The following is an 18,336-nucleotide window of genomic DNA, read 5'->3' as shown; positions in this document are numbered from 1 at the left end:
TCCAAAAACGAACCGAACATATGCGCACCCATTCAAATCAAGCTGCGAAAAGAGTTCGCAGTACTCACTCGGTCTCCCCGTGACCATCTCCGCCGGCATCCTCATCCAGCAGTCGGAGCAGTTGCTCTATGTCTTCCAAACTTTCCCCGGCATCCTCGTCCCCGGGATCCGATGCTTCGGTCATCTCGGTCGAGTCACCGTCGCTGATCTCACTGAACAGGTGACGGGCCAGCAGATCGATTGTCGGATAGTCGAAGACGACTCCGGCCGATACCGCGACGCCGAGCCATCGACTCAGCTCATCCGACATCCGCACGCCTTGCAGCGACGTCAATCCCAGCTCCGCGAACGGCACGGTGGTATCGATCTCCGCGCGTGGTACCGCCAGCTTCTCCGCGAGTGCACCGATGAACCAGGAACGGATTTCTCGCTCACCGGGAATATTCACCGGCCGCGAACCGGACGAGGCGCCCGACGAGTCATGACTCACTTGGATTCCTCATTTCCGAGGGCGATGCCACGCCAATAGCGTTGCCGCTGAAATGCATACGTGGGCAATGCCACCGTGCCCCGCCGTCCGAAGACGGCTCCCCAGTCGACCCGGATCCCTCGAATCCAGCCGCCCGCGACGCCCCGAAGAAGCGCATGCGGTGCGTCGAATCCGATCTCGATGAGGGTGGCTCCCGGACGTGCCAGCACGTCGCGCGCCGGCTCCGGGGTGTACAAGGAGCCGAACGGCCCGGCCGGTTCGCCCGAGGCCGCGAACGATATCGACGGCTCCGCGAGAGCGAAATCGGCCAGTGCCGTGGGCAATTCGTCCGCGGTCGCCAGCGTGCAGGCATCCTTGAACGACAAAACACCAGCGACATGAGCAGCGGTGATCTCACCCAGCGAACTGCCCATCACACAATCCGGCCGCACACCCCAGGATTCCAGCAACCGGACCAGGGCAACCTCCACCGTGAACGGCGCCGCCGGCTGTTCACCGAACTCAGCAGTGACAGCGTCGAACGCGGCGGCGAAAACCGGAAATTCCTCGTACAGCAGCTGTCCCGCACCGGTATCCCGTCCAGCGAAGTGGAAGGTCGTCGTCGCGTCGACTGCCGTTCGGCCGGTGAGAAGCCCCGTCACGGTGGAACCTTCGGCCAATGCCGTCAGTCCGTCAACGAGTTCTTTCCTGTCCCTGCCGAGGACAACGGCCCGGTAGTCGAACGCCGATCGTGTCGTCGCCAGCGAATAACCGATATCGACCGGATCCAACTCCGGGTGCCGCTGCACATGAGCGAGCAGCTTCGCCGACTGCGCCATCAGGGCCGCGTCACTCTTGGCCGAAATCACCCACGGAATCACCGAGAGCACGGCCGAATCTGTCGCGTCGACAGGAACGCCCGAGGGAACCTGCTCGAGAATCACATGCGCGTTGGTGCCGCTGATTCCGTAGGACGATACTGCGGCCCGGCGCGGCCAATCATTGTCCGGCCACGACTGTGTCTCGGTAACCACGTGCACGCCCCCGGTCGACCAGTCCACATGGGGGCTGGGTTCATCGACATGCAGCGTCGACGGCACTGTCTCGCAGCGCATCGCCTCCACCATCTTGATCACCCCCGCGATCCCGGAAGCGAGCTGTGTGTGGCCCATGTTCGACTTGATCGATCCCAGCAGCAACGGCCGATCCTGCTGCCTGCTCTGTCCGTAGGTCGCCAGCAATGCCTGTGCCTCGATCAGGTCCCCCAGCTCGGTACCGGTCCCGTGTCCTTCCACCACATCCACTTCGGCGGCCGGCACCCCGGCGTTGGCCAGCGCCGCGCGGATCACCTGCTGCTGAGCCAGGCCGTTCGGCGCCATGAACCCGTTCGAGGCACCATCCTGATTGACCGCCGAACCACGCACCACCGCCAGCACCTCGTGCCCGAGCCGCCGTGCCTGCGACAAGCGCTCCAGCACCAGCATTCCCACGCCTTCGGCGAAAATCGTCCCGTCGGCGCCCGCCGCGAACGATTTCACCCGCCCGTCTGCGGCCACTCCGAGACCGCCCTCGAACAGCGCGAAGACTCCCGGCGTCGCGAGGACCGAACCGCCCCCGGCCAGCGCCATCGCGCATTCGCCCGAACGCAGGGCCTGCACGGCCGTATGCACGGCCACCAAACCTGACGAACACGCGGTATCCAGGCTTATCGCAGGCCCTTTCAGGCCCAGGACGTACGAGATCCGCCCCGAGGCCAGCGCCGCGACACTTCCGGTCAGATAAGCCGTCGAGTCGGTATCGGCGTACTCCCCCTGCGCCTCCAGGGATCCATAGCCTTGGTCATTGCCCGCGCCGACATAGACGCCGGTGTCGCTGCCGTGCAACGTCCGTGGATCGATCCTGGCGCATTCGACAGCCTCCCACGCCGCTTCCAGCACCAGGCGCTGTTGTGGATCCATCGCCGACGCCTCGGGTGGCGTGATCCCGAAGAATTCGGCATCGAACTCGCCAGGCGCGGTGAGGAATCCGCCGGAACGACTCCGGATCTTGTCGAAATCTATGGGCCCGAGACCATGTCGGACAAGGTTGTCCCACCCGCGATCCGTCGGCCAATCCGTGATGACATCGCGACCGTTCAGAACGGTCTCCCACAGGTCCTGAGGTGATTCGATGCCACCTGGATAGCGGCAGGACATGCCGATGATCGCGATCGGCTCGCGCGACTTCGCCTCGATGTCCCGCAAGCGCTGGCGAGCCTTCTGCAGGTCCTTGACGGCCTTCTTCAGATAGTCCCGGAGCTCGTCCTCCCTCACTGCGAAAGACCTCTCAACTCAGTTGAACGTCGGATCGGAACGGTCCAGATACTCGAATATGGCGTCGTCTTCATCAAAATCTATGTCCTCTTCCGGATCGACCTCACGACTCACAACGACGCTCTCCGGCAATGTCGCCCTGACTCTCCTGGCCATTTCCTCCATACGATCCGCGAAGATCCGGAGGTCTTGATCTTCGAGATCCCCGAGTAGCGAGGTCTCGGCGAGTGAGTCGATCTGACCGAGTATTCGTCTTGCCGGGTTGTCGTCGGGCGCGAGATGCTCGCCGATGTAGCGAGCCAATGCCGAGGGAGTCGGATAGTCGAAGACGGCGGTCGCCGACAGCTTCACACCGGTCGCGGACTGCACTCGATTGCGGAACTCGACCGCGCCGAGCGAGTCGAATCCCAGGTCGGCGAAGGCGGAGTCGGCGGGGATGTCGTCGGGAGAGCCGTGCCCGAGCACAGTGGCCGCGTGCGAGCGGATCGCGTCGAGGAACAGTCGTTCCTTGTCGGCGCGGCTGAGCCCGGCCGATTCAGCCAGCAGCTTCGAGACGGTACCCGAATCGCTGTCGGAAGCTCGTCTGGTTACCCGGACCAGTCCGCGCAGCAGCGGCGGAATGTCGTCCACGTCGACAATCCGCCGGCGAATCGCCTCCAGTTCCATGGGGGCAGGCACGGTCGACGGCAGACCCGTGGCCATCGCCGCATCGAACAGGGCCATGCCCTTGGCGTCCGAAATCGGCGCGAAACCGCCACGCCGCAATCGCTCGAGATCCGCGTCCCGCAGGTGCCCGGTCATCCCGGTGGGCCGCTCCCAGACGCCCCAGGCCATGGCGGTCGCCGGCAAGCCGAGCCGCTGGCGGTGGTGCGCCAAGCCGTCCAGAAAGGCGTTCGCCGCCGCGTAATTCGCTTGGCCGGGACTGCCGAGCACCCCCGCCACCGAGGAGTACATGACGAACGCGTCCAACGGCAGATCGCGAGTCGCCTCGTGCAGATTCCACGTGGCATCCACCTTGGGCAGCAGCGCCCGCTCGACATGCCCCGGCGTCTGCGACGAGAAGACCGCGTCGTCCACCACACCCGCTACCTGAACGACTGCCGTCAGCGGGTGCGACCGATCGATACCCGCCACCAGTGATCGGACCGCGGCAGGGTTCGCCATGTCGCAGGCGACCACCTCGACCCGCGCGCCCAGTTCCGACAATCGCGAAGCCAATTCGCCGACCCCCAGGGCGGCAGGCCCGCGGCGTGAAGTCAGCACCAGATGGCGCACACCGCACTCGGCCACCAAATGTTCGGCCAGCCTGCCTCCGAGACCACCGGTGCCACCGGATATGAGCACGGTCCCCTCGGGGTTGCGGCTCCTCGGTATCGACAGGACGTTCTTTCCGACGTGTCTGGCCTGACTCAGGAACCGGCATGCCTCCGGCGCCTGACGCACATCCCACACCGTGACCGGCACCGGCCGCAACGCACCGGTGTCGAACAGGTCGGCCACCTCGACCAAGATTTCGTGAATCCGGTCGGCGCCCGCCTCTGGCAGCATGAACGCGCGGTATTCGACGCCGGGATACCGCGCGGTGATCTGCTCCGCCTCGCGGATATCGGTGACGCCCATTTCGATGAATCGGCCACCGCGTGACAGCAGTTCCAGCGAGGCGTCGATCTTGTCGCCGGTCAGCGAATTGAGAACCACGTCGACTCCCGAGCCGCCGGTGTTCCGGAGGAATTCGGCGGAGAAATCGGTGCTCCGGGTATCGCCGATCCGATCGTCGGAAAATCCCGCGGCACGCAGGGCATCCCATTTCGGAACGCTCGCCGTCACGTAGAGATCCAGTCCCCAATGGCGCGCCAGCTGCACAGCGGCCATACCGACACCGCCGGTCGCCGAATGCACCAACACCGACTCGCCCGGCGACGCCTGCGCCAGATCCCGCAGCGCGTAGACCGCGGTCGCGAACACGACGGGCACTCCGGCCGCTTCTTCGAACGTCAGCACTTCGGGAAGACGAACCATCATCCGCTGATCCGCCACCACCGTCGACCCGATCCCCGCGAAGATGCCCATCACCCGATCGCCGGGCGTCAGATCCACCACATCGTCGGCCACCTCGAGCACCACACCGGCACCCTCGCTGCCGACCGGGGTGTCCGCAATCGGGTACATCTCCAACGCGATCAGCACATCACGGAAATTCAGGCCGACCGCACGCAAGCCGACCCGAACCTCACCCGCCCGCAACGACGCAGGCGACGAATCATGGGAAGCGGCGATCATGTTGTCGCCGTGCAACGTCCCTCGCCCTCGCGTCACCAGCTGCCAATCGCCGCCGGCGGTGACAAGCTCCGCGGAGCCGAGGACATCTGCGCCGACTCGTACCAGCCGTGGCACGAGTACCTCCCCGTCCCGCACGGCACTCTGATGTTCGCCGCCATGCGAGATCGCGGCGACGACCCCGGTGCGGTATTCCGCAGGATCCCCGACATCGACCAGGACGATCCGTCCGGGGTTCTCGTTCTGGGCACTGCGGACCAGCCCCCACACGGCGGCGCCCACCAGATCATCGACATCCTCGACGCGATGCGTCGCGACCGCACCCGAGGTGACCACGACGGCCGGCGGCGAATCCACCGCCTGCGAGTTCTGCAACAGCGCCAGGACGTCGGTCACACCGGTGCGCACCTGTCGGGCGCCCTCCGCACCGATCTCGGCGAAGAAGCACCGCGCCACCAGGTATTCCCGGCCGTGGACTACGCACCGCTCCAACGGCAGGCCGGTCTCGTCGGCAACGGTCGTCCACTCACCCTGCGGCACAACGGCTTCCTTGGACGGAGCCGCCAACCAGTTGGTCGTGAACAGTGCGTCACCGACCGAAAAGCGCTGCGCCGCCGCACCGAACGAGGCGGGTGAAACATCTCGAACCGTCAGCGCTCCCACCCGCGCCACCGGTCCCCCCGCCGGATCGGACAACTCGATCTCGACACGATCGGAACCCACGACCCGCAGTCGAACCCGCAGATCGGTGGCGCCGACAGCCGACAGCGAAACGTCCTCCCAGGAGAACGGCAGGCGGACATCTCCGGCGGCGGTTCCGGCACCGAGCGCACCCGTGACCAGCAGCGCGTGCAGTGCGGAATCCAGCAATGCCGGATGAATGCCGAACCCTTCCACCTCCGCCCGCGCATGCTCCGGCATGCTCACCTCGGCAAACGTCTCGTCCCCACGACGCCACACCGACCGGAGACCCCGGAAGACCGATCCGTATTCGTACCCCGCCTCGGCCAGATCTTCGTACACCTCACCCAGCGGGACCGCCGACGCACCAGCGGGTGGCCACTGCGCCGAATCGCCCGAACTTCCGAAACCCTTACTCTCCGAACGCAATACGCCCGTCGCGTGGCACACCCATGGCGCACCCGAGCCGTGGCCGGGGACCTGGGGGCGGGAGAACACCGTCACCGACCGCTGCCCGGACCCCGTCGGCTCGTCGACGGCGACCTGCAGCTCGACCGCGCCCGAGTCCGGCACCACCAAGGGCGCCTGCAAGATCAGCTCCTCCACTACCGGAGCCTGCACCACACTGCCTGCGTGCAGCGCCAACTCCACGAACGCCGTCCCCGGCAGCAAGATCGCACCACCCACCCGATGGTCGGCCAGCCACGGATGCGTCTGCAACCCCAACCGCCCCGACAGCAACACCCCGCTACCGGCGGCCAGATCGACCACCGCACCCAACATCGGATGACCCGCCGCGGATAGACCGGCCGCGCCGACATCTGTAGTCGTACTCTCGTTCAGCCAGAACGACTTTCGCTGAAAGGCGTACGTCGGCAGGTCGACCCGCCCGGCACCGGTCCCCGCGAAGACAGCCGACCAATCCACACCGACACCGACCACATACGCCTCCGCCACACCGGTGACGAAGGCCGTGTCGGCGTCACGGTTCAGCCGGAGAATCGACGTGACGACCTGCGGTGGCGTGGCGTCGCCCGCAGCCGCGAGACTTTCCCGCGTCATCACGGAAAGCGCGGTGCCGGGGCCGATTTCGAGGAAACTGCCGGCGTTGCCACCTCGGCCCAGGTATTGGGCGCCCGACATGAATCGGACGGGGTCGCGCAGATGCCGAACCCAGTAGTCCGGTGAACCGAGCTGGGTGGGGTCCGCGGGCTTTCCGGTGAGGTTGGAAACGACTTCGATGCCGGGCGCGTGAAAATCGAGGCCGCGGCAGACCGCGGCGAAGTCGGCCAGGACGGGGTCCATTCGCCGGGAATGGAAGGCGTGGCTGGTCCGTAGTCGCTTCGTCTGTTTTCCGGCGGCTGCCAGCGCCTCTTCGAATTCTCCGACCGCGTCGTCGTCGCCGGAGACGACCACCGAGGTGGGTGCGTTCACCGCCGCTATGCCGAGCCTGTCTCCGTAATCCGCCAGCAAGGGTGCCACGAAATCCTCCGCCGCCGATACCGACATCATCGAACCGCCGGCGGGCAGGGATTGCATGAGCCGACCGCGTGCGGCTACCAGGGTGCAGGCATCCTTCAGCGGCAGGACACCGGCGATATGGGCGGCGGTGATCTCGCCCAGCGAATGCCCCATCGCACAGTCCGGCCGCACATTCCAGGAATCGAGCAGCCGGAAGAGCGCCACCTCCACCGCGAACAGTGCGGCCTGCGTATACACGGTCTGATGCAGCAACTCGGCGGTGCCGGAGCCGGGGTCGGCGAAGATCACCTCGCGCAGCGAAGTCTCGAGTTCTCCGTCGAACTCGGCACAGATGGCGTCGAACGCCGTGGTATAGACCGGATACCGATCCCAGAGCAGGCGCCCCATACCCGACGATTGGCTGCCCTGGCCCGGGAACAGAAAAACGGTCTTGGCCCCGACCGTCGTACGGCCGGTCACGAGTCCGGGCGCGGTGGCGTCCTGGGCCAAGGCCGTGAGTCCGGCGACGAGTTCGTCCTTGTCCCTGCCCAGAACGACAGCCCGGTGATCGAACGTGGATCGCGTCGTCACCAGCGAATAGCCGATATCGACCGGGTCCAGCCCGGGGTGTCGCTCCACGTGAGCCAGCAGTTTCGCGGCCTGCGCGGTCAACGCGGCAGCACTCTTGGCCGAAATCACCCACGGAACGACCGGCACCGCAACACGGTCGGGCCCGCCCCTATTCGCCATCGACACCCGGCCGACCCTCCCCGACCAACTCCAGGAAAATCGACACCCAATCCTGGAGCAGCGACCTTGCCTCCGCTGCGTCGATCCGGGCGGCGTGGTAGATCACCCGGAACGAGATCTCGGCGCCGGGAATCACCATCACCCAGAGCGGGACGTTCGATCGGAGGTGAACGTCGACATCCTCGAACGACACATCGGCGAAGCCGACGTCCAGACCTTCGTATGCGTGGACCGCGACCGACACCGCGGTCTCGAACAGTGGACGCCCCGCGGGCACGCCCGACCACTGCGCCAGGTCAGGCGGTGCGACATGCTCGAAACTCCTGAGCGAGGTGACATGGGACTGGAGTTGTCGCAGCAATTCTCCGGTGGGAACCGACGGATCGAAGTGAACGCGCAGCGGGACCACGTTCGAGAACGCACCGACGATCTGCTCCATGCCGACCGAGGGACCGAACCTCCCGGATACGGCCGCGCCGATGGTGACGTCCGATTCGCCGCTGTGCCGCTCGACGACGCCTGCCCACGCCCCGTAGGCCGCGGTCGCCAAAGTTACGCGCTGAGCACGCAGGCTTTCGGTGACGTGTGCCGTCTGCGCGGCGGTGAGTCCGACGGCGACAACCGGCTGCGCGTCTCCCTCCCCGGAGGCTGCGGGGGCTTCCGCGGGACGAATCTCCTTCAGCGCGTTGGACCTCATGCCGTTCAGCTCGGCGCGCCAGAACTCCTCGGCGGAATCGCCGTCGAGTTCGTGAACCCACGAAATGTAGTCCCGGAACGGCCGAGCGGCCTTCGGCGCGCTCAGTCTTCCCGCCTTCAGACCTTGGTATCGGGCGGCGGTTTCCGCGACGACCATGGCGAAAGATGTGCCGTCGAGGAGCATCCGATGATGCGTCCACACGATTCGGTGGCGGTCCTCGGATACCTTGACGATCGTGATCCGAACGAGGGGCGCCGAGGCGAGGTCGAAGCCCTGCCCCCGATCCCGGGCAATGAATTCGCTCTCGCGCTTCCCCCCATCGTGGCTGTCCGATGCCGTCACGTCTTCGACGACGAACGGAATTGTCGCGCTGCGGCGAACCACCTGAACAGGCTCGGCATCCCCGTTCCACGCAATCGACGTTCTCAAGGCAGGGTGCCGGTCGACCACCCGCTGTGTCGCATCGCGAAACAGTTCGACGTCGAGTGGGCCGACCAACGTCGCCACCAACTGTTCGAGGAAGACACCGGCGCCCCCGTCTGCGAGCACGTATCGCAGCGTGTCCTTCTGTACCGGAGACAGCGGATAGATATCTTCGATCTCGCTGACGGGCACGGGTGTTCCCGGTCGATGTCCGCTCAGCTGACCGGCGATCCCGGTGAGTTCGCGGTCGGTGAACTTCGCCGGTGTGCCTGTGTCGGCGACCGAATCCGCCGCTTGCGCATCGGGTGTGGCCGCGCTCTCGCTGCCCTCACTCGACAACGACCGCTCGTACACGGCCCGCGCCAGCAATCGGATCGTCTGATTCTCCAACAGATCCTGTGGTTCGATATCCGCCCCGGACTCCAGCGCTCGTCGGACGAATCCAACGGCCATGAGCGAATCGACGCCGAGATCGAAGAAGTTCGTGTCGAGATCGAGGTGGTCTACACCGATCACTTCGTTCGCGATCTCGCTGAGCATGATCTCGATCGCCCGGACGCCGCCCACGTCTTCGGCGTTCTCGCTCGGGGCCGAGACCCGTCCGGACACGTCCCGCTTCGGTTCGGTGGCGTCGGCTCCTCCTGAGTCGCCGGTGACAACGTGGGCGGCGTCGATCCAATAGCGGTCACGTGCGAACGGATACGCCGGCAACGAAGCCCAGCGCGGAGCGGCGCCCGAATACCGCGGGGACCAATCGATACCCACTCCGGCAGTCCACAGCAGGCCGAGTGCGCCGAGGAAGACGTCGTGATCGTTCGCGTTCTCCGACGGTCGGCGCATGAGGCGCACAACGTGATTGTCCTCGGTCCAGCTCTGGTGCCGCTTCACGGATGCGCTCAGCGATCCGCCGGGTCCGACCTCCACGAACACGTAGCCTGCCGTGTCCAGGGCATGTTCGATATTGTCCTTGAACCGGACGGTAGCGCGGATACTCTGCGCCCACGTGGCCGGATCGGTCGCTTCCACCGCTGACATCCACGAACCGGATCTGTTCGACAACAACGGGATCTTCGGTTCGGCGAGCGGCAGGTCCCGGAGTGCATCGTGGAACTTCGGCACCACTGGCTCCATCAGGCCCGAATGGAATGCGTGCGAGACATCCAATCGGCGGGTCAGAATTCCCCGGCCCGCCGACCAGCGTTCGAACTCCTCGATGCGCGGAGTCGACCCCGATACCACGCATTGGTGCGGGTCGTTGATCGCGGCGACATCCAGCTCCGGCCCCAGCCCGTCCTCGATCCCGCCGACCGCAGACGCGACAGCGAGCATCGCGCCCATCGGCGCGGCATGCATCAGCTCAGCGCGCGCGACCACAGCCCGGATCGCCGTGCCGAGATCGAAGACACCGGCTACCGTGCCTGCCACATATTCACCGATGCTGTGCCCGACCAACGCCGCGGGCCGGACGCCGTACGACTCCAGGAGCTTCGCCAAGGCGTACTCGACGCTGAAGATCGCCGGCTGCGCGTAGCAGGTCCGGTTCAATTGCGTGGTGTCCGAGCCGAATACCGCCGAGCGAATATCGCGACCCGACAGTCTGTGGAACTCGTCGACACAACGGTTGAAGGTCTCGGCGAAAACCGGCTCCGATTCCACCAGGTCCCGGGCCATCCCCAGGTGCTGAGTTCCTTGGCCGGGGAACAGGAAGGCAACCGCTGCGTCCGGGTCGAGCACGATCTTGGGCTCGTTTCCGCGACCGGCCAAGGCCTGCGTCGCCGAAGCCCGGTCGTTCACCATGGTGGCTACTCGCACCTGATGGGGCTTTCGTCCCTTGTCGAGGGTGTACGCCACATCGAGAAGGTCGAGTTCCGGGCTCGAATTCAGGTGCGCGGCCAGGCGCCCTTGTGATTCCACGAGGGCCTCATGGGTGTGCGCCGACAGCAACAGCACCTGCGGCCCGGAACGGGACGGCGCAGCGGCGACGACGGGGGCCTCCTGCACCACGACGTGCGCGTTCGTTCCGCCCACTCCGAACGAACTCACGCCGGCGTATCGAAGGCCGTCCCAATCCCACGGGCGATACTCTGTCGGTGCCACGAAAGGACTGCGATCGAGCCGCAGTTCGGGATTGGGCTTTTCGAAATGCAGCGTCGGCGGAATCGCTCGGTTCTTCAGGCACAGTACGGTCTTGATCAGACCGACTACACCCGATGCCACCTCGAGGTGTCCGATATTGGACTTGACGGAGCCTATATAGCATGGCGCCGACCGCTGTTTCCTCGATATCTCGAAAGCCCGGCGCAGTGCGTCCAGCTCGATGGGGTCTCCCAGCGGCGTCCCGGTGCCGTGGGCTTCGATATAGCTGATATCGGACGAGTCGACACCGGCGACAGCCTGTGCTTCGGCGATGACGTCCGCCTGGGCCGCGACATTGGGCGCTGTGAACGCCATCTTCCGGGACCCGTCGTTGTTGACGGCGGAACCGGCGATCACCGCGTGGACGGTGTCATTCGCCGCCAGCGCGTCCTCGAGCCTCTTCAGAACCACGATGCCTGCACCGCTACCGAAGACGGTACCGTCGGCCCTGGCATCGAAGGGCCGGCAATGTCCGCTCGCCGATGCCATGGATCCCGGTTCGTAGAAGTATCCGACGTGGTGCGGTATCCGAAGCGATACGGCGCCCGCGAGCGCCATGTCACATTCGTTCGACAGCAGGCTCTGACACGCCATGTGCACAGCCACCAGGGAAGAGGAGCACGCCGTCTGCACGGTCAGGCTGGGGCCTCGGAGATTGAACTGGTGGGACAGCCTGGTTGCCAGATAGTCCTTGTCGTTGTGAATCAACAGGTTGAGCAGCTCTGCGTTCGCTCCCTGAGCGATCGATTCGCGCAGGTCACCGTGCGAAAGGAGGTTGTGCAGCAGGTAACCGCTGGCCGCGCTGCTGCCGAACACTCCTATCGCGCCGTCGTACCGGTACGGATCACAGCAGGCGTCCTCGAGCGCCTTCCAGGCCGTCTGCAAGAACATCCGGTGTTGCGGATCCATGATCCGTGCCGCTCGCGGCGTGAACCCGAAGAATTCGGCATCGAACTTGTCGATGTCTGCCAGAATCGGGGCACGCCGCACATAATTCGGACGTTTGAACACCGCTTCCGGAACTCCCGACCCGATCAGCGTATCGTCGGAGATATCGATAATGGATTCGCGACCATGACGAAGATTTTCCCAAAATTCTTCCACTGACTCGGCGCCGGGAAATTTCCCGGCGATACCGACGATCGCAATCGAGTTCTCGATACCGGAATCGGCCGCTACTGTCACCTTACTCACGCAATCCTATTCTCCGCCGCGCGACCGTCGTGCCCGTGCGCTTCGGCGAGCGTGCGCACGTGCTATCGGCCGATTATGTGTTTCGTCGTTCTCATTCGAATGCTCGGACAGGCTCAACCCGAGCTGACCGGCGATGTCCTGTACCAGATCATGCAATGATGCGCCCTGCAACAGCAGTCCAACCGACGGTTCCACCCCGAAATCCCTTCGGCACGCATTCTTGATACGTATCGCCATCAGCGAATCCATTCCCACCGAAAACAGTGAAGCACTCGCATCGAGTCCGACCGACGACGTCGCGCCGACTATGGCGTTCAGACGGGAGGCCAATCGTTCCGCTATTGCCTTGCGCGCCTCGTCGGGGCCCATTTTCCGCAGACCGTCCGGGCCGATCCATTCTTCCGATACGTCCGCATGATCGAATTCTTGGATCACCTCCCCGAAATAGGCCAGCTGTTTCAGCTCCGGAAGATCCCGCGCACGATCCAGCCGCAGCCGCGCGACTCCGATACGCGCCGGGTTGTGGGCCAGCAGCGTTCCGAACGCCTCGACACCTTCCGCCGGAGTGAGCGGGTCGACTACAGGAAGCACTACCGACGTCGCCAATCCGACACCCGACCATTGGCCCCAATTGATCACCGATGCCGGTGCGCCCTGCGCGCGGCGCCATCGAACGAAAGCGTCGAGCCACGCGTTCGCCCCGGCATAGGCTGCCTGGCCGGGCGATCCGAGCATCGCGGCCATCGATGAGAAGGCGATCCACCAATCCATGTCCCGGCCGACGGTGGCGTGGTGCAGGGCCACCGCACCGGCCACTTTCGGTCGCCACACCTTCGTCAAGCTCTCGTCGTCCAGCGAGAGGAATATTCCGTCGTCGAGCACGCCGGCAGCGTGAATCAGACCCCGCAACGGCCGACCGGTCTGCTCGGCGGCCGCGACGAGTCTGTCCGCGGTCGTGGCGGCCGAAACGTCGCCGAGTTCGACGACCACTTCGGCGCTGCCGCCGAACTCCGCCAGCAGCGCCGCTACTTCGTCGGATGGCGCGGACCGGCCGTTGAGAACCACGCGGCCAGCACCCTGTTCCACCAGCCATCGCGCGATGCTGAGTCCCAGCCCGCCGAGGCCGCCGGTGATGATGTACGAGCCGTCGGTTCGCACCGTATTGCCCGGAACGTCTGAGCCGAGTTGCGCTCTCGCGAGTGTTTCCACATATCTGAGACCGCGACGCAGGGCGACCGTATCGTCTCCGGCGCTTGCCCTCAGTTCGGACAACAGTTCCGCGGCACCGTCGGCACCGGGGTCGAGATCGATGAGCGTCGCGTGCAATTCCGGATGCTCGAACGCGAGCGTCCGGATCACCCCGCGCAGTGCCCCGACCCCGGGGTCGCCGACTTCGTCATCGTGAACAGCAAGGCCGCCCCGAGCCACCAGCCACAGACGTGGCGATTGCTCGGCGGGGTGCTGAACGATCGTCCGAACAATGGACGACAAGTGCCGCAGCCACCCCTGTGCGCTCGCGATTCCCACCGCGGTGGCTGCCTCCCGCAGCCCGGCGGGATCGAGGAAGATCACTATCCCGGCCGGGGAAGTGCCTTCACCCTCCCCGGCCGACTCGTATGCCGCGAGCAATGATCGCTCGTCCGCGAGCGTAGCGGGGAGAACCCGCCCCTGATTCTCGCCGATCGCGGCGGCGACGGCCGACGCGGACGATGACCAGTTGTCGCCGTCGGTCACCAGGATCCAGCTGCTCCCATCGAACGAACTCGCCGGTGCCGTCGGTGGTTTCGCTGTCCATCGGGTGTCGAAGACCTTGTGCCCGATCGGAAGATCCAGCCTCCGGGAGGTCACTTTCCTCAAGGAGATACCGGTGAATTCCGCCACCGACCGGCCGGCCTCGTTCACGAGCTGGACCGATGCCTGGACACTGCGATCCACATCGTCGGACTGCCGTAGCCGTACGCGGCAGCCGACTGCGTGGCCGATCGGTTCGAAGATCCGGAAAGACTCGATCGATCGCGGCAGATAGGTGGCGTCCGCAGACAGCGTCGAAGAGGTGTCACTCAGCGCGGCGCCGATGCTCTGCAGGGCAGCGTCGAGGATGACCGGATGCGCCGTGAATCGAAGGTTCTGCGGAGCGGAGGCCGGGAGTTCGATCATGGTGGAAGCCTTTCCCCCGCCATGCCGTTCGATCCTGGTCAACGCCGCGAAAGCCGGCCCGTGTAGTTGGCCGGATTGCCTCAACAGGGCATAGAGCGCCGACACCGGCACCGTCTTCGTGGAAGTCCCCGGCTCGCCGCCCATATCGACGGGAGCCCGGTCGCGATCGCCGGTCACATCATCGACGCGACTCACCACTGCCCCGGCGTGCCGGAGCCAGTCGCCGTCAACCGACTGCGAGAAGATCTCGATCTCGGCCGTTCGATCAGCAGCCCGCCAGGTCAGGTGCGTGGTCAGGGTCAAGTGCTGGTCGAGCACGAGCATGGTGTCGACGGTGAAATCGTGCAGCTCCAGTTGTTCGGATCCGAGACCGAATACGTCACCGGCAGCACCCAGACACATATCGACGAACACCGCGGCCGGCATCACCGGCATTCCGTGCACCCGGTGATCGTTCAGCCACGGATGCCGTTCGGTACCGGCATCGACACTCCAGACGTGGGTGCCGGTGCGCGGGACACCAACGTTTCGGCCGAGCAGTGGGTGACCGCCGGTATCCACGACGGGCGCTCGATCGGCCGTCCAGAAGTTCTGATGTGCCCACGGCGCGGCCGGGACATCGACGAATCGACCTGTGTCGGGCCCGAGTTCGCCGAATGCCGGCTCGAGCGCGGACAAGACGCGCTCGAGTTGAGAACGAAACTCCTCGGTTTCATCCTGATCGCGCTTCATGGAGTAATTCACCATGAACTCTTCTCCCGCCAGCACCGACTCGAGCGTGTCGGTGACCGGTGAGGCGAGCAGCGGATGCGGAGACATCTCGGTGAAGAGCCGATACCCGTCGGCAGCCGCGGCCGACACGGCTCGGTGGAACTGCACGGGCCGGCGCAGGTTGTCGACCCAGTACTGGGGATCGAACAGCGGCGTCTCCAGCGGGTCGGCCGAGGTCGCAGAGTAGTACCCGCCTTCCGGCTCTTGTCTTTTCGCCACCCCCGCGAGGCGCTGGCGCAGATCGCCGAGCAGATTGTCCACCTGGGGGCTGTGGCTCGCCACATCACATTTGATGGACCAGACCGGAATCGACTCCTTCTCGGCCCGCGCCATCAGGTCGGCCAGCTCGGTTTCGTCGCCGGAGACGATCGTCTGGCTCGGTGCCGCGAGCACGGCGATATCCAGGCCGCGGTATCCGCGGATCAGTGCGGCGCAGTCGGCCGAGCTGAGCGACAGCATCGCCATCGCGCCTCGGCCCGCGTTTCGCTGCAGCAGCAGGGAGCGACGACAGATGACGCGCACCCCGGTCTGTACGTCGATAGCGCCAACAACGACCGCCGCGGCGATCTCCCCCATGGAATGACCGATTACGGCGCCGGGTGTGACCCCGTACGAACGCCAGAGCGCCGCGAGTGCGACCTGAATACCGAACAGTGCGGGTTGAATTTGCGAGATTCCGCTGAATTCTTCGCCGCGGCTCAGCATGTCACGAAGATCGAAATCCACTTCGGCGGCGATCAGCGAACTCACCCGCGAGATTTCCGCGGCGAAGACGGGCTCGTCCGCCATCAGCCGCTGACCCATCCCGGCCCACTGCGATCCCTGGCCCGAGAACAACCACACCGGCCGCAGCCCGCTCCGGAACCGTCGATGCACCACGGCGCCATCGGCTTCCGGCCGGGACAGTTGCCGAAGCCTGCGGGTAATCGTGGCCCGGTCCCGGCCTGCCACCACAGCTTGATGCCGATAGCTCGCCCGTGTCCGGTTGACGGTGTGGGCGATATCGTCGATCGAAACCTTCGCCCCGTCGCCTGCCATCCAGTTTGCGAGGGCATCGGCCTCGGCGGCAATCCGTTCCGGCGTCTTCCCCGTCAGGCGCAATGCCGTGACGGGACGTTCCAGCACCGCTGTCAGCGGCACTTCCGGTGCCTGTTCCACGATCACGTGCGCATTGGTGCCGGAAATGCCGAAGGACGACACCCCGGCACGACGCGGGTGATCGGCGACCGGCCATTTCGTGCAATCGGTCGGAACGAAATAGCGCGATCCCGACGCGTCTATCTGCGGATTCCACTCGTTGAAATGATTGTTGGGCGGAATCGCGTCGTTGTAGAGCGCCAGACTCGCCTTGATCAGCCCGGCCACCCCGGCCGCTGCCTCGAGATGACCCAGGTTCGTCTTCACCGCACCCAGCGCGCAACTGATACCCGCGGCGCCGTAGGACCGACGTATCGCATCGAACTCGATGGGATCGCCGAGCGGCGTTCCAGTGCCGTGTGTTTCGATCAAACCCACAGTCCCCGGCGGGACATCGGCCGATGCCAGTGCCTGACGGATCAGATCGGCTTGCGCAGCCCTGCTCGGGGCAGTGAGCCCGTTCGTCGGTCCGTCGTGGTTCACCGCCGATCCGCGGATGACGGAAATGATGCGATTGTTGTCGCGCACCGCATCGGACAGGCGTTTGAGCACGACGACACCGCAACCCTCGCTCCGGACGAATCCGTCGGCTTCGCTGTCGAACGCCCGGCACCTGCCCGTCGGCGACAAGGCAGACCATCGCGACATCGCCAGCCCCGCGTAGGGCGCCAGATTCAGCTGCACCCCACCGGCGAGGGCCAGGTCGCTTTCGCCCGACCGCAGGCTCTGACACGCGAGGTGGATGGCGACCAGCGAAGAAGAGCAGGCCGTATCGACCGTGAAAGACGGCCCGTGTAGACCCAGCAGATACGAGATACGCCCGGCGGCGGTGCTGTGGGTGTTTCCGGTAGCCATATGCGCGACCGGCTCACTGCGCCGCTCGATATTGACGATCGTATAATCCCAGCTCGTCATCCCGACAATCACAGCGGTCCGGCTGTTGCCGAGAGCGTCGGAGCGAATTCCGGAATTCTGAATCGACTCCCAAGCGACTTCGAGAAGTACCCGCTGTTGCGGATCCATGGCCGTAGCCTCGGCGCTGGATATACCGAAAAATTCAGCGTCGAACCCAGCGGGATCATCGATGAATCCGCCCCAGTTCATCGAACTGCTCTCGGGAATTCCCGGATGCCGTTCGTACTGCTCGCGAATATTCCAGCGCCCCGCCGGCACTTCGGTGATCGCATCCCGTTTTTCCATCAGGGAATCCCAGTAACTACCGGAATCGGTGATGCGCCCGGGGAACCTGCAACCAACGCCGATGAGCGCTACAGCGTCCGTTTCCGCCGACGTGGATACGTTCACATCCTCGGCAGCGAGCGCACGGCGTAGCGCAGCCTTGGTTGCCGGAGAAAGCTTTTTTAACAGCGATTCCGCGCCGGGCTGCATCAGTGGGCTACACCGGCATCGATCTTTGGATTAGAATCGTTGAACATAGTCATCCCCTCCGAGCCATGAATTGCACTTCTCCCGCGTGACTTCGACGCTCCTCGCCCCGAGTCCCCTTACTTTGGAAGCTACCAGCTACGTAGGACCGGAGCTTCTCCGCCTAATGTGAGATAAGTCACACTCGCTTGAGGTGATGGTGGCCTCCGTGAAGCCTGGGGAGCAATTCGTCCACTCGGATCGGCAGGGGGCCGCCATACCTGGCGCAGGTTTATTTCAGCATGTCAGCATGCATCTTCAGAGGTCAGACCAGTCCAGCAGCGACGTGGCGGCCCCGGACTGCAGGCCGCCGGTCCGGCCGCCGGCGAGCGCGACCCGGGAGCATGTGGTTACGACCACCAATACCCTTGCACCCCATCGCAATTGGCTTTCCGCGCGGCACCTTCGCAAGCATCCCGCAATCCACGTGATCGCCCTGGACCGAC

5 protein-coding genes are annotated in these 18,336 nt (G+C 65.1%); all 5 read right to left on the bottom strand.

The window, feature by feature from the left end; translation table 11 throughout:
* Positions 1-64: 64 nt before the first annotated feature.
* Genes ACFQ9R_RS07930 through ACFQ9R_RS07910 form a run of 5 tightly spaced genes read right to left on the bottom strand, consistent with a single transcriptional unit; the run spans position 65 to position 17,854 of the window.
* On the bottom strand, positions 65-448 hold the full coding sequence (locus tag ACFQ9R_RS07930) for an acyl carrier protein (protein ID WP_378989576.1): 384 nt from the start codon (positions 446-448) through the stop codon (positions 65-67).
* A 38-nt stretch (positions 449-486) separates the two neighbouring features.
* Positions 487-2,781, bottom strand: a complete 2,295-nt coding sequence (locus ACFQ9R_RS07925; RefSeq protein ID WP_378989575.1) for a type I polyketide synthase — start codon at positions 2,779-2,781, stop codon at positions 487-489.
* An 18-nt stretch (positions 2,782-2,799) separates the two neighbouring features.
* Positions 2,800-7,917: an SDR family NAD(P)-dependent oxidoreductase gene (locus ACFQ9R_RS07920; RefSeq protein ID WP_378989574.1), complete on the bottom strand. Its 5,118-nt coding sequence runs from the start codon at positions 7,915-7,917 to the stop codon at positions 2,800-2,802.
* A gap of 22 nt (positions 7,918-7,939) precedes the next feature.
* On the bottom strand, positions 7,940-12,400 hold the full coding sequence (locus tag ACFQ9R_RS07915; RefSeq protein WP_378989573.1) for a type I polyketide synthase: 4,461 nt from the start codon (positions 12,398-12,400) through the stop codon (positions 7,940-7,942).
* A gap of 6 nt (positions 12,401-12,406) precedes the next feature.
* Positions 12,407-17,854 carry a type I polyketide synthase gene (locus ACFQ9R_RS07910; RefSeq protein WP_378989572.1) on the bottom strand — a complete coding sequence of 1,816 codons (5,448 nt, stop codon included), beginning with the start codon at positions 17,852-17,854 and terminating at the stop codon, positions 12,407-12,409.
* Positions 17,855-18,336: the final 482 nt, after the last annotated feature.

Source organism: Nocardia sp. NPDC056541, assembly GCF_042794235.1.
In the GTDB taxonomy this organism is placed as follows: domain Bacteria; phylum Actinomycetota; class Actinomycetes; order Mycobacteriales; family Mycobacteriaceae; genus Nocardia.
Note: the sequence above shows the minus strand (reverse complement) of the source record. Positions and strands in the feature narration are given on the sequence as shown.